This is a genomic window from Chitinimonas sp. BJYL2 (genome assembly GCF_027257935.1).
In the GTDB taxonomy this organism is placed as follows: Bacteria; Pseudomonadota; Gammaproteobacteria; order Burkholderiales; family Chitinimonadaceae; genus Chitinimonas.
Map to the genome: position 1 here is coordinate 1 of NZ_JANZKW010000004.1, position 12,679 is coordinate 12,679.

10 protein-coding genes, 1 other RNA gene and 1 pseudogene are annotated in these 12,679 nt (G+C 52.5%); 2 read left to right on the plus strand and 10 right to left on the minus strand.

Translation table 11 applies throughout. From position 1 onward, the window contains the following. The 6 genes and pseudogenes from O9X62_RS12075 to O9X62_RS12090 all read right to left on the minus strand — a co-directional run. Window positions 1-288, minus strand: a pseudogene (locus O9X62_RS12075) (hypothetical protein); the annotation flags it as partial. A 403-nt stretch (window positions 289-691) separates the two neighbouring features. Further along, complete coding sequence (locus tag O9X62_RS12080; protein ID WP_269533141.1) at window positions 692-1,312, minus strand: hypothetical protein; 621 nt, start codon at window positions 1,310-1,312, stop codon at window positions 692-694. A 184-nt stretch (window positions 1,313-1,496) separates the two neighbouring features. Further along, on the minus strand, window positions 1,497-1,982 hold the full coding sequence (locus O9X62_RS16035; protein ID WP_374708397.1) for a Mov34/MPN/PAD-1 family protein: 486 nt from the start codon (window positions 1,980-1,982) through the stop codon (window positions 1,497-1,499). Then, the gene (locus tag O9X62_RS16040) at window positions 1,975-3,702 is read right to left on the minus strand and encodes a ThiF family adenylyltransferase (RefSeq protein ID WP_374708398.1); all 1,728 of its coding nucleotides are present in this window, start codon (window positions 3,700-3,702) and stop codon (window positions 1,975-1,977) included. Before O9X62_RS16040 ends, O9X62_RS16035 begins: the two co-directional genes overlap by 8 nt. Window positions 3,703-3,713: 11 nt before the next feature. Then, window positions 3,714-4,922: a nucleotidyltransferase gene (locus tag O9X62_RS12085; protein ID WP_269533142.1), complete on the minus strand. Its 1,209-nt coding sequence runs from the start codon at window positions 4,920-4,922 to the stop codon at window positions 3,714-3,716. A 24-nt stretch (window positions 4,923-4,946) separates the two neighbouring features. Beyond that, a complete protein-coding gene (locus O9X62_RS12090) occupies window positions 4,947-6,479 on the minus strand; it encodes an SAVED domain-containing protein (RefSeq protein WP_269533143.1) in 1,533 nt (510 codons plus the stop codon). Between the two features lie 293 nt (window positions 6,480-6,772). Here O9X62_RS12090 and O9X62_RS12095 point away from each other — a divergent pair, with 293 nt between their 5' ends. Further along, window positions 6,773-7,828 carry a hypothetical protein gene (locus O9X62_RS12095; protein ID WP_269533145.1) on the plus strand — a complete coding sequence of 352 codons (1,056 nt, stop codon included), beginning with the start codon at window positions 6,773-6,775 and terminating at the stop codon, window positions 7,826-7,828. Window positions 7,829-7,943: 115 nt separating this feature from the next. Here O9X62_RS12095 and O9X62_RS12100 read toward each other — a convergent pair whose 3' ends face one another. Together O9X62_RS12100 and O9X62_RS12105 are read right to left on the minus strand one after the other, a co-directional pair. Beyond that, window positions 7,944-8,933 (minus strand): inovirus-type Gp2 protein, encoded by a 990-nt coding sequence (locus O9X62_RS12100; RefSeq protein WP_269533146.1) that lies wholly within the window; start codon window positions 8,931-8,933, stop codon window positions 7,944-7,946. A 544-nt stretch (window positions 8,934-9,477) separates the two neighbouring features. Further along, window positions 9,478-9,675, minus strand: coding sequence for an AlpA family transcriptional regulator (locus O9X62_RS12105; RefSeq protein ID WP_308446471.1), 198 nt, complete (start codon window positions 9,673-9,675; stop codon window positions 9,478-9,480). 253 nt (window positions 9,676-9,928) lie between these two features. On the opposite strand from O9X62_RS12105, the gene O9X62_RS12110 reads away from it, so the two are divergent. Beyond that, on the plus strand, window positions 9,929-10,786 hold the full coding sequence (locus O9X62_RS12110; RefSeq protein ID WP_269533147.1) for a hypothetical protein: 858 nt from the start codon (window positions 9,929-9,931) through the stop codon (window positions 10,784-10,786). Between the two features lie 177 nt (window positions 10,787-10,963). On the opposite strand, the gene O9X62_RS12115 is transcribed toward O9X62_RS12110, so the two are convergent. Further along, entirely contained in the window at window positions 10,964-12,142 is a 1,179-nt protein-coding gene (locus O9X62_RS12115; protein WP_269533148.1) for an integrase arm-type DNA-binding domain-containing protein, read from the minus strand. Window positions 12,143-12,305: 163 nt separating this feature from the next. Beyond that, window positions 12,306-12,668: a transfer-messenger RNA gene (gene ssrA, locus O9X62_RS12120) on the minus strand. Between the last annotated feature and the right edge of the window lie 11 nt (window positions 12,669-12,679).

Genomic DNA, 12,679 nt, shown 5'->3' on the forward strand with positions numbered 1-12,679 from the left:
GTTATAGAAGTGCAGGACCTCCTCGGGCTGGACAGTCTTGTAACGCGGCGAAACCACCGACAGTGGGGCCATGGTGTCGGAGCGAAACAGCACCTTGGCATCGGGATTGACGCGGATGTGCATACCTTCGCCCGAGACGTTGTAGAGCACGTCGCTTTGCTCGATGGTCCAGTCCATACCGGCCTCGGTGAGCCAGGTTTCAAGGGGTTGCTTGGGAGATAGGGGGTTACCCAGGCCATGCCAGGGCGTTTGGCCGGCGAAGGCCATGGTTTCGACGAGGTGGGACATCACGGACTCCTGAAATGACGAAGCCCGGCGCGAGGCCGGGCTTGGGAACAGGTCTGGATCGGCGGGATCAGGACCTATCGGGTGCGGTTCAAGAGCGTGATATAGGGGTGAAAAAATCTGGGATTGGGGCGGAGAGTAAGGCTGGGTGCGGGGTCTGGCGAAAATTTGGGCGGGGTTTTCACCCATTTGGGTGATGATTGGTTCGCGCAGGAGCAGTTACCCTAGTTTAGGTAAGTAGTTCGGATAGGTTGGGTGATTAATCGCCAGCGGGCCAGACTGGGCAGCCGCTTCTCGGCCAAAGTGGTCGCTTACCGCGCAGGGGCGGACCGTCCGCTACCGACCCTGAGCGGCCAATTTTGATGACGCGACTTGAAATGTAGCTCGTATGTGATTGCTCGACGCGTTACCTACCCAAAGATTCGAGGAGGTCTTCGAGCCGATTAATCACTCTGAGTACAACATTCTGCGCGGCCTCGTCACGGAGAAAGACAGGCCCTGCAGGTGCCAGGTCTCTTGTGAGAAGCTCCTTCCAAGCTTTATCTTCTAGCAACCCAGGAAGGTTGGTTTGCTTACAGAATTCTTCGAATGAAGTGTTCGTCTCCCCGCCTAGCGTCACTACATCTTCCGGGTTGAGTGGTGCCTTCAACACAACTTCGAACTGATCTCGTTTTCCACGGAAATTGAAAAGCGCGTCAGCCATAGACATATTTCTGGCGCGGTAGCTTTCGGCTGCCTTGACAAACTCGGTGTCAGTCCAAAGCGCTGGAATGTTCAATACAACATCTTCGCTCCGTGGTTCATGCTGGAAAACGACGCCCGTGATGGTGTTGGGCCGTATTCGATACTTGAATTCCTCGGCAAAATTTCTATCAGTGGTCCAGCTCGTGATTCCATCATTCAACCGTCGAGTGAGTAACGGAATGACATCTTTGATCAGGAGAAACCGCTTGCGATAGCAAGCCACACTGACAGTTCGAAATTCTGGAGGCAAAGATTGAGCTTCATTCTGCAGCGTATCGGCCAAGGCGACTCGACGTGCCTGATCTTCACCCCAACCGTTTTGCCACGCTCCCAAGGCGCTTAGGAATGAATCGGAAAATATCGTTGTCGACATAACACCACCGCAGGTTTGGATCTCCTGATGGTACTGGACGTCGCCAACATCCACTGGGAGCCCCGTTCATTTGCTCAAGAATCCGCAGAACTCTTCACAGCTTCTCCTGTTCGGCTCGCAATGCTTGATTGCCGTCATGAAGCCAAACACCGAGACCCTCTGGGAATGGCGCTTTCCCCACAATCAAAAAGAGGAGCCCAGTAAACATCCCCTTTGATGCATTGGCATGGTCAGCAGCCATCTGAAGATCTGTTCTAGATGGATGTGGTATTGATTCTGGGTGTGTATGCCAAAACCCAAGACAGTGAAGCCCCTGCTTGAAAAGCAGTTCTCGTTCGGCTTCTGCGTCTCGCAGGTCGAAACCCACGCCAGCGAATGTAGACCATTGCGATGGGAGCTGGGTGACGGCATCGACTACAACAACCTCAGTCGTGAGATCTCGAGCGTAAAGTTGGCCAACGGACTCTCGTACGGCCCTTCCGAGTTGCGCATGCCTCTCAAGCACCGCCAATCCTTTCGGGGGTATCGCAAGGCTCCACATGGCGCCTGGTAAGCGGAAGCGAAGGCCCTGGTCAGCCATTGGGATTCAAAACCTTGTTGTAGTCCCTTAATAGCATCGTCGAGTCAAACACACTGCCAGTCGCAGGGACAATTGTTCTAGGCTTTGCGCCCACGTTGAGCGCGTCCAAATAGGCCTTAGATCGTACCCACGACCAAATGACGGAGCTACCTGGTGTTAGGTCAAGAGCGCTTAACAGTCGCTCAGCCGCAAAACCCGCTGCTTGCCAAGTGTCTGCAACACCATACGGGTGGAACCCAGCTCCACACGCGGGTATTTCATGCTTAGTAGGCTCTGGCCAGTCAGCAGCATTGACCAAGGTATCTGCGGGGTCCGTTATCGGCCAGACGTCGGCAGTCCCCACCAGCGCAACATGTGCAGCTGCACAGTATGGCTCAAGCCAGGTATGCACGATGGGTGTGCCTTCGAAAGCGCTTTGTCGGCATTGACTCAGTAGCGCTCGCACTGAGCTTTCACCTGTGCAGTCGACTACCAAGTCGAACATGTTAGGTGATACGCGGTCGCTTACCCAGGAGCTGGCTAACGCTCGTACCCCTTGAACAGATACCCCTGGGATTTCACGAGTTAAGCGGTCTGCAAGTTGCGTAGCCTTAGCTTGCTCTGTCGACGATAGACCAAGAATGTGCCTTGAGCAGTTCTCTGGTAAGAACAGTTCGGGGTCGACAATCGTAATGCTACCGATACCGGCTCGGGCCAACAGTTCGATTATGGGGCTACCCAAGGAGCCACAACCTAGGACCAATACGCGTTTTGCCTGTCGTTTTGCGAACGCATCCAGGCCATAACCTCGCGTCAACGACCATTCAGCGTCCAATCGAATAGAGGGGAGCGGCTCGATGGCAAGCGACGATAACCCCTGAACCAATGGCGGGCATAGCTGGTAGGCATAGGCGAACTGGCCTTGGACAAAAGCCACAAGGAATGGCTGCGCAGGCGTCCCTTCGAACTGCTGCAGCCATGAACTAGCGGACATCATGTTGCCCGATAATTGGCCAATCAGAGTATCGAGTTCCTCGAAGTCCATAGGCCAAACCCCCGGCCGCCAATCTAGGTCCTCTGACAGAGGGATGAAGAGAGCCTGTCCCCGAACCAGCTGACCGGTCGATAAACCGTGCCGTCGCGCTAGCGTATGTGGGTCCGTTGCTCCTGGACAGCCAACGGCTATTTTGGCCTTTTGATGATCGCTACTCACGTAGTAGACGGCTAATGTGCCTTCCTCAATTTTTGTCAGTCCGTGGATGGCCAAATACAACTGGCCGGGAGTAGGTCGGGCCTCGGGGCGTGAAGCTACTTTGTCGCAAAATCTGAGCCAATATGACCAGCACTCACGTTTGAGCTCGGAAACAATCCAGTCCTCGTCGTTGCATTGCGTAAGGAAATTCTGGAAAGCGTTAAGAACTCGACCTACCGCTGGCACAGGGTCAGCGTAGTCCTGAGGTGAGGCCTCTACACCCAAACAGACCTTGCCTGTCTCTTCCACGTGAGGGAGAACCAAGCAATGGTCTCTGTGCAAATGGATTTGTGCCGGGGTTGCGGGGAAATCGCGAGGTAGTGAGAGCCGCGCTGTATCGTGCAGCAACCTTGGGTGGGCTACTTTAAACTCCCACGCCATTGGTTTTGACGACCCTGGCAAACTAGCTACCCGGGTTGCAAACTGTGTTCCAGCCTCCGTTAACCACGCCTCTACAGCGTTTGCGGCGACGGCAAAAGGTTTGACCATGCAGACCTGCTTCAGGCTAACGTGTTTTTCGAGCCCTGAGGACGGACAGTCGTCGGGTTGGCTTGCTGCTGACCAGGAACAGCCGCAAGCAGGCCTTGCAGCGGGCTTGGCATCGATGCCTTCCAAGCATCCACCCCATACTGACCAAATACGCTACGAATCCGAGCCTCGCTCTTTTTGCTGTACTCCTCAGTAAATAGTGCCTCGAGGTCGGTGCGCAATTGCTGCTGCCAGATTTTGAACTCACGAGCGCGAAGACCTCCATCGGAGTTCCAGCGGTCGGCGAAATTCTCCGTACTCAAAGCTGGGTTTGATACGCGGTAGCTACGGCCATCGGTGGCGATACCCCGAGGCATTCGATCAACCAGTTCTAGAAGGACTTCGATAGGTGAGGAATAAGCTGTTTGTTCGTGAGTCACCATGTGGTTGTAGGCATGGCCGGCCAATGTCACTAGGATGACTGAAATCGGTTTGGCATCCTTTCGGGCATCGGGAAGGTTCCAATAATAGTTGTCGCGATGCAGCTTTATAAGCTGAACACCACGTCGAAGGATGTCATCAATGCCAACGGGAGTAACCGGTATCGGAGCGACCTGTGTGTCAGCTTTGATGAACGTCTCTACTAACCCACGATGAAACACGAATCGTTTGTTTGCGATGTTGCAGAACCAATTGGCAAACTCTTCCGGGTTGGAAGGACTCCATTGAGTGTCCGGATCACGAACCCGAAGGTCGGTTGTTATGCCCATCGACCGGCTGTCAGGTAAGGCAGGTGTTACATCGAAGTAGAATGGTTCTCCAGGATAATTCAGCCGCCAGCAGCGACGCTTTGCCACTGGATCGCCTGCGTCCGGGACACCTTTTAGCGCCGAGCCGAAATTCTGGAAAAATTGCTCGGAGTCACGTATGCCATGAACCTTGGGGCCGGTCATCTTCACCACAATATCGAGGTCGAATTTCTGGCTACCTCTCGGCGACACGGTTGTTTGGGTACGCATAGAGCCTTGAACGAAGACGTGCGTATCGGTATTGGCTATGCCCATTTTTGTCGCTACATGCCGACCGAGCGCCTCATATCGTTTTATGGCTTGAGTGCGCTCCTTTTCAGATAGCTCTAGTTTCTGAAGCATCTCGACAATGAAGGCCTCCCACTGCATCCGTTCCTGCCGGGCTTGAAGGGTTGCAAGAATGCGTTTTGCGTAGCTATTTGTTGTAGTCATGCTGAGAACCTCCCTGATTCAGAATCAAAGCGCTATTTGTTCACCATTAGGGCCTGTGAGCATATTCGATGAAATTTCAATGGTTGCCTTAAACGAACTCCCTATACCCCGATCGGTCTCGTAGCAGACGTATGTGGCTTGGTTGCGCGCTTGCATCTTTTGCCCAACGCGGAAGCACGCCGAAGCCGGCGCCCCAACGATAAGATGGATGCGCTGGACTTTCCATTGGTCCTGAAGTTTTCGCACGGCTTCATCCAGCTTTGTGCCGAACAGCTCTAGGTCCTTGGGGTGCCCCATAACATCAGAGCCGAACCGATCAGCGATGAGCTTGATAGTCGGCAACCGCAACTCGCCATTCTCGAAGCATTGCGTAGTTAGTCTATCGAGCGCAACGTCGAAAGTCAGTGATACCAGCAGGCAAGCCTCGTTTTGACCTGAGAAGTCTTTGAGAACCTCTAAACGATACTTGTCAGTGCTTGGTTCGATGGCATCCGACGGCCAGGCCCACTGGCCACCTTGATTGCCAGCCACCTTGTCTCGGTGAAACTGAAAGACTGAAACCCCGGCCGTATCGCCAATTAGCCGACCACCCAGTATCAAAACTGAGGTGCTATGAACGGGGAAGATAGCAAGATGCGGTCGTGCCTGACCTCGTGCAGAGCCGTTCAGGAGAGCTCTTAGGCGAGGAATATCCGTGGAGAGCGACTCAAAAAGGCAGCCCCAATAAGCCGTCGAATGCGGGTTGTGTAGGATGTAGTTGTTGCAACAAAAATACTCTGGCTCATCTCTGCTGGACCTTAGGCCGGCATTTAGCATGGCGTCTTCGACGTTCCGCTTTGAGTAGTGATGAGGTTGCCCTGTGACGTTGCCAATAAGCATGATTGGCACGGCCGGCGGGTATTGAAGGCCGGCAAGAAGGCGTTTTATGCTGGTTACATTTCGGGCCCGCATCGCCCGAAGCTTCTCTGTTGTGTAAAAGGCCGGAGCTACTCGGTCGATTAGTCGATGGCACTTGTCGCAAAGCAACATTATATTTTCTGCATCGTCGGCTAGGCGTGGCGACCAGACAGGATCTCCACGTGGACCGTCGACCGAGGAAGCAACGATATGAGCTAGATAGCTGTAGTTGGCATGCGAGTCAGTCGCAAAATGAGATGTAAGGTCCTCACCGCACCCCTCAAATTGACAGCGCCAAGCCGAGGAGATGAATACCTTCTGGGCTGTTTTGGGCGTCACGTCCCCAGTTCGCCCCTTCGTGGAGGTAATCTTAAGTGCGGCGGCCTGCCAAGTCTGAAGCAGACTTTTGGTTGCCGCAGTGATTGCCAGCGCAGCGAGGTCAGCATCCTTTGGGTTAGCTGCACTCGTTACTGCCCACTTGACGATCCCGCGCCGGCAGGAAGAGATGGCGGCCAGGGATTCTCCGCCGAGATCACCGATGCCCTCAAAGGCCCACACATCGGTCGAGGCTGTCCTTGAAAACACACTGCAAGTAAATTGATTGACTACTAAGAGGGGCTCTTTCCCTGCCGCCAAGAGCTCTTGCAGTAGATGTGCCATCTCATCATCAGTAAGTCCTACGGGGTGCAAAGTTGGCGACGAATTTATTGCGGGACCTAGCATGCATCAATTCCCCAAGTAGCCAGATGGCTGTGCTAAACGCGAAATACCTTCCAAGCTGCATGAACGGGCGTGTCGGGCTGTCTGGTATCAAACCTGCAGGCATAGCGGCCGTCACTTTCTAGTATATCGCCACGCCACGCTTTCGAGTTCGTGCTACAGGGGTGATCGTCCAATAGTAAGGGTTGCACATGTATATTGGTGGCACTCTGTTGCTTGCTCGGAATACCGTTATGGTTGATCAAAAATACGATGAATTGAGAGCCCGCGTTTTTGCGGAAAGGGAAAATGATTCCCGCAAACGGCTTACTGAAGCAACAGACTTAATTGCCAAGTTCACAGCTCTGGCCAGATCCAAGGGCGTAGTCGTTGGCGAAGAGTCATTCGAGTTCATCCGAACAATCGGAATTGTTGCCAAGGCGAAGGGCATCGCAAGGACGTTATTGGGGCCGATAAAGACAGAACGCGACGGGCTGCTGTCGTTTAACGAGATCGCGCGCCGCTACCCTCCTTCCCTTCACTGCGAAGGATGCTTTGCTGGGTCTGACTTTATTCTGATGGCCCACCCCTGTTACCGGCGTGGAATGCATCCAGTCAACAACTGGGCCCCGAGGTTTATTGACCTGTTCTGGCAATTTGACGACCCTGCTATAGAAAAATATATCGCCCTCGATGAGGACCGAGTCCGGATCGATGTTGACGGGGGGTACTATGTTGAGGCTGACACTTGGTATGGCGCTCCCTTCGAGGAGGACATACGAAATATCGAACCTGGCGTCATCAAGTTACGCCCTCCCGCGGATCTCGAATTTCACGATGTGTCTTTCTTCTTCGCTAGCGCGCATTGTCTGGACATCAAGTGGAGCGAATCAAATGGCATCAAGTCGTTCCAGGCTCTGGAAATGAAAACTGAGGATATCCGGATCGAGATCGAGGGGCAGCCTTCCTTCCCTGCTCGTTACCTGCACGCAGAGTTCGACGTCCAGGCCAACTGTTTCAGGCACTTCGATGGCGCCATCCAGCTTTTCACGGAAGAAGAATATTTTCAGAGGCGGGACTCTGACTTCAACATGACAATGAAGAACTCTGCACACGTCAAGGCTCGATCAAGCAAGGTGTTCAAGATCAATGGCCCTCTGAAAACGAAAGACTGGGTCGAGTTCTGCTGCCACTTCTTTGCAGCCAACCCGCTTACCTTCGAGTACTTCAGCGGGGAGTATCCGAACCATGTCACTGAGACTCTCAAAAGGATCAGAGGCGGTACATCGCAACTTGTCGGTGAGCACTAACCTCGCTGCTGGATGAATTCATGGAGAAGGTCTGCTTCGGGTCGATAGCAGACGTTAGGGCCTTATGACCTAGACGTCTGCTAAGGCCGAGAAGCGGACATCCAGTCCGCTCACTTTACACGTGCCCACACCCCCAACGACGAATCTTCAGATCATCACCACGGCAGTCTTGCTCGACTTTGGCAAAGTATCCAATCGCACCATACACGCTTCTGATCTTTGCAAGGTCGTGCCGAGTGACCAAGCCAATGGCGTTCCGGGCATAGGTATTGGCGTTGCAGTTCTCGAAGTGTGCTCCCTCCATTGAGAACATCGACTGCCAGTACATCCCCAGCTCATTGGCCCACCACCAGCCATTCCGATGCGTGTTCCCATCCAGGAAGACGAAAAGGTGCAAGTGCGGGCCTCGTTGATCACCACCCTCCCGCTTCCACACGTAACCAACGATCTCGTTCAGCCGTTCGTTGTGCCTTAGGTTCTGATGAAACATCTGCTGAAAAGTGGAAAGCAACTGCTGCTGAGAGAGCTGCATCTCCTTAGGCGGATACAGGTCCAACCGAAGGACCAAGAGCTTGCCGTAACGGTCCAGCAGGAGATTGAAGTAGGCGCTCATCATCAAGTAGGTACGCTCGTCATACCGCCCTCTTCTTTGCACCTCAGCAGTGAACTCAGCCGCTGTCAGCACGCGACGAACCTCATCCAGCATCTCGTTGAACTCTTCCGCCTCCAAACGCCCATCACTCATCAAACCATGTGCGTAATGGAACGTAACACCACGTTTAGCCAGCACCGTCAGCACTGCCTCCGCAAAGAGGTTGCAATGCCAAGCAGGCAGGGGGAGGAGCCGAGCCGCGTGCGTGGAAGCATCGGCAATCAGCTCGAAGTGCTTGGATAAGTACAGAGGCTCAACCCGTAGCTGACTCTCACTCCGAGAGCGTATCCGGAAGGCAGACTCACCAGTGCGGGTGATCACGTCACGCGCAAAGCGCTCCAACGCCCAGAGCTTTTTGAGCTCCCCAGCAACGCGATCCCTAGTCATGTTTCTTTCTAATCCGAACTTCCAACGAGCGGACTGTTTGTGGTTGCGATGATCGTTGCGACCCATGGTAAACCCCCAATAAAAAGGGCTGAATGCCTTAGCAATCAGCCCATTGGTGTTTGAAAAAGTGTACGTGGCTTAGCGGTGAGGATTCGTCAGGGACACCACTAGCCAAACCATGTATCAGACGTGTAGAAATATACTTGGAAGCAATACGGGCCTAGACGAATGGCTAACCGATCCAGACCCATAGCCAAGTACTCATTTACGCAAAGCACAGAAGAATACTTGCCCATCACTCAAAGCATCGAGGCGTATTAACCACCGGAAACCATTAACACCTTAAGGACCAATAAATACGAAATACATAAATTAGTAAACATGAAATACATAAATAACACTTATATCCCATACTAAAATCATGCAGAAATAGCCACCTCCATCAACAACCCTCGACAGTTGCGAGAAAATTTAGTTACCACCACAAAAAATACTTGTACAAACTTATTCATCCATTGCCAAGCATAGAGACGGTATCAATACGACCGTAGAATGGAAGCATATGAATGGGCCGCGACATTACTGTCGCGGCCCTTTTATTTTGCCGTCGCTACTGAATTCCTTGGTCTCTCATGGCCAATCTGGCCTGAATCCAGTCCTCCACCTCGCTTTCCAACCACCCTACTCGCCTATCCCCGAGGGGCAGTGGCTTAGGGAACCTACCATCCGCGATGAATGCATAGATGGATGACCGGGATAGACCAGTCTTGTCGATGACCTCGACCAACTTTACGACGCGCATTGCCATGATGTGATGCTCCGGAGTTCATGCACATCATCAGCGATGCGAGTAAGTTTAAACATGCCGCAAAACTTGAAAGTGGGTAACGGCAGGATTTGACGCTAGCAGCAGAGCACACAAAGCCAACAAAAATCAGGGCTAAGTGTATGTATTTATCTACTACAAATATCCTTTAACGATCATAAAAAAACAAAAAATAGATCTTGACTTGGCCAAGAAATTTGCTAGGAATAAGCCTACAAAACTGGAGAATCATGGCATGTCGAACACTGCCTCCAAAACTTTCTTTGGCATTCGCGCAGACCGAGCTTCTCTTACTCGCATTGAGTATTGGACATGGGTAGAACTACGAAACCTCAAACCTCTACACACAGACCTATTTGGATCAACACCAAATAGAGAGCGAATTGAAAAAATTCTAACCGGAAATAAAGAAATTCAAGAAAGCCTAGCCTCTCAAGCGTGTCAATTACTAATAGACGAAGCTTACTTCTGCTGGATAGAAGACAATAAGAGGGCACTATTATGGCTCGCCAAGAAAATTCCGACAGGCCACTTCAGAAGCTACAGCCATTGGTTTAAAGAACCTATCAAGGAGCTAATTATTGCCGATATTGATAGCTGGCGCGCCCCTACCGAGATCAAGGTACGATTCATGAAGCAGCATGCTCAACTCTGGTCACAACAACGAAAATTAGATGAGCCCTTTCGGTGGGTACAAGATGGCGATTTCAAGAAGAAAGTCGAAATTATTGAAAATCTGTTGCCAACAGTTGTTAAAAAATACCTAGGCCACACCCCTCCATTTAACTCACTAAACGATTTACTGTTTTGGATGGAAGAGTGTGAAATCCCCCAGTCCGAAAAAGAACTCTTGCTTATAAAAGCCAAAAGCCGCTGGAGCCAGAACAAGTACAGGGAGAATTTAAAGGACAGAAAGCAATGCAATTTCACCTTGAAGAACAGCACAATTTCCATGCTGGACAAACTATGCATGAAACACCAAATCAAGCGAAATGAATTGATTGAGAGACTGATTACTAGTGAGCAAGAACAGGGGCAATACCTTGCCAGCCGGCAGGGAGACATCCTGGACGGGTCGTCACACCTGCACTAGTGAATCTAAGCATAGGTTTGAGTTGCAATGACCTGGCTCAAAGACCGTGGGTTGGCATACAAGGAATAAAGATCATGAGGAATTTAGGCTTGGTCGCGAGACACAATCTAGTCGCTCAGCTTCGGGGCATGCAAAGCGAGTTGAAGCCAGCACACTCATTGAGGATGAATGACTTTGTCATTTCTTAATTTTATCGAGATAGTCGGCCCACGTTTGCATCATCTCCTTCCTTGCTGCCAGATGAGCAGTTCGGTTGTAGGCTCGTCCATTGGGGTCTCTAACAGCATGCGCCAGTTGGTGTTCGATCACGTCCGGACGAAAACTCAACACCTCGTCCAGTATCGTCCTCGCTGCCGCTCGGAATCCATGTCCCGTCATCTCATCCTTAGCGATATCTGAGCGACGCAGTGCGGAAAGAATGGCGTTGTCGCTCATCGGACGATCTTTGCTACGCGCACTGGGAAAGACGTACCGACCGCTTCCTGTAACGGGCTTCAGCTCCCGCAATATTTCCAGTGCCTGGCGTGAGAGCGGAACAATGTGATCGGTATCCGTCTTGGTGACCCGATATCTCCACTCGGCAGCCTCGAAATTGAAGTCAGCCCATTGGGCAGTTCTGAGCTCACCAGGACGTACAAACACCAACGGCGCTAACTTAAGCGCACAAGCAACAATCAACGTGCCCTTGTAGCACTCAACCGCTCTTAGAACTTCAGCCAAGGACTCAGGTGTCGTCGCCGCTGCAAAGTTTGTCCCCTTAACAGGCGGAAGAGCACCGCGAAGATCGCCGGAAGGATCTCGTTCAGCTCGACCGGTAGCAATGGCGTATCGAAAAACCTGCCCGCACTCAGACAACGCTCTGTGGGCCGTCTCGACAGCGCCGCGATCTACGATTCTCCGAATGGTTTTAAGTAACTCGGGAGCTGTGATTTCCATAATCGGGCGCGCGCCCAACCAAGGGAAGATGTCTTTCTGCAAACGACTCGCAATGCGGACACCATGGCTATGAGACCAAACGCCCTGCTGGAGCTTCAGCCACTCCCTGGCCACCACCTCAAAGCTACTTGCAGCGCGCTCTTCCCCTGCCAGCTTTTTCGCCTTTCTGTGCTCAGACGGGTCAATGCCGGCAGCAAGTAACTTGCGCGCCTCTTCCCTCTTGGCTCGCGCATCTTTGATCGACACCTCTGGATATGCCCCAAAGGCAATACGCTTTTCCTTGCCGCCAAAGCGATACTTCAAGCGCCATAGCTTCCCGCCTGCTGGGCTGACTTCCAAGTACATTCCCGCACCGTCAGCCAACCGATAAGGCTTTGCTTGGGGTTTGGCATTACGCACTACGATGTCGGTCAGCGGCATTGGGGGCATCGCCTCTGCATGTTGGTGCAATGCCCCCTATCCTGCCCCCGCGTGCCCCCAGATGTCAATGAATCGAACTAGCTCTCTCTGGATGATGCGGACAAAGAAAAACCCGCAGTTACGCGGGTTTTTGGATTTCACTGGACATCAGTGAACTAGGTATTGGTGGAGACGGCGGGAATTGAACCCGCGTCCGAAAGTCCTCCACGAAGGGTTCTACATGCTTAGTCTGGCCAACTGGATTTAACGATGTACACGCCGACCGACAGGCTTGGACACCGCGAGCCACCTAGATTTAACCGCATGACAGGTAGCCCGCCACACAGCGATCTCATGTAAATAACGCTGCTGCCGGTTTTACCCGGCCTGACCCATGAGCAGATCAGTGCAGCGTCTGGCCGGGATTAAGCGGCTAGAGCGTAGGTTTCGTCGTTTGCGACTAAACTTGTTCAGCGTTTTACGAGGTGCTGAGATCTCGGCATGCCCCCATCCGCTTTGCAACCCCCGTCGAAGCCATGTCGTCCCCGGGTGATGTAC

Coding starts and splice junctions, on each gene's coding strand:
- O9X62_RS12095 (WP_269533145.1), top strand. CDS start 6,773: ATGGTTGATCAAAAATACGATGAATTGAGAGCCCGCGTTTTTGCGGAA.
- O9X62_RS12100 (WP_269533146.1), bottom strand. CDS start 8,933: ATGGGTCGCAACGATCATCGCAACCACAAACAGTCCGCTCGTTGGAAG.
- O9X62_RS12105 (WP_308446471.1), bottom strand. CDS start 9,675: ATGGCAATGCGCGTCGTAAAGTTGGTCGAGGTCATCGACAAGACTGGT.
- O9X62_RS12115 (WP_269533148.1), bottom strand. CDS start 12,142: ATGCCGCTGACCGACATCGTAGTGCGTAATGCCAAACCCCAAGCAAAG.
- O9X62_RS16040 (WP_374708398.1), bottom strand. CDS start 3,702: ATGGTCAAACCTTTTGCCGTCGCCGCAAACGCTGTAGAGGCGTGGTTA.
- O9X62_RS12110 (WP_269533147.1), top strand. CDS start 9,929: ATGTCGAACACTGCCTCCAAAACTTTCTTTGGCATTCGCGCAGACCGA.
- O9X62_RS16035 (WP_374708397.1), bottom strand. CDS start 1,982: ATGGCTGACCAGGGCCTTCGCTTCCGCTTACCAGGCGCCATGTGGAGC.
- O9X62_RS12085 (WP_269533142.1), bottom strand. CDS start 4,922: ATGACTACAACAAATAGCTACGCAAAACGCATTCTTGCAACCCTTCAA.
- O9X62_RS12090 (WP_269533143.1), bottom strand. CDS start 6,479: ATGGCACATCTACTGCAAGAGCTCTTGGCGGCAGGGAAAGAGCCCCTC.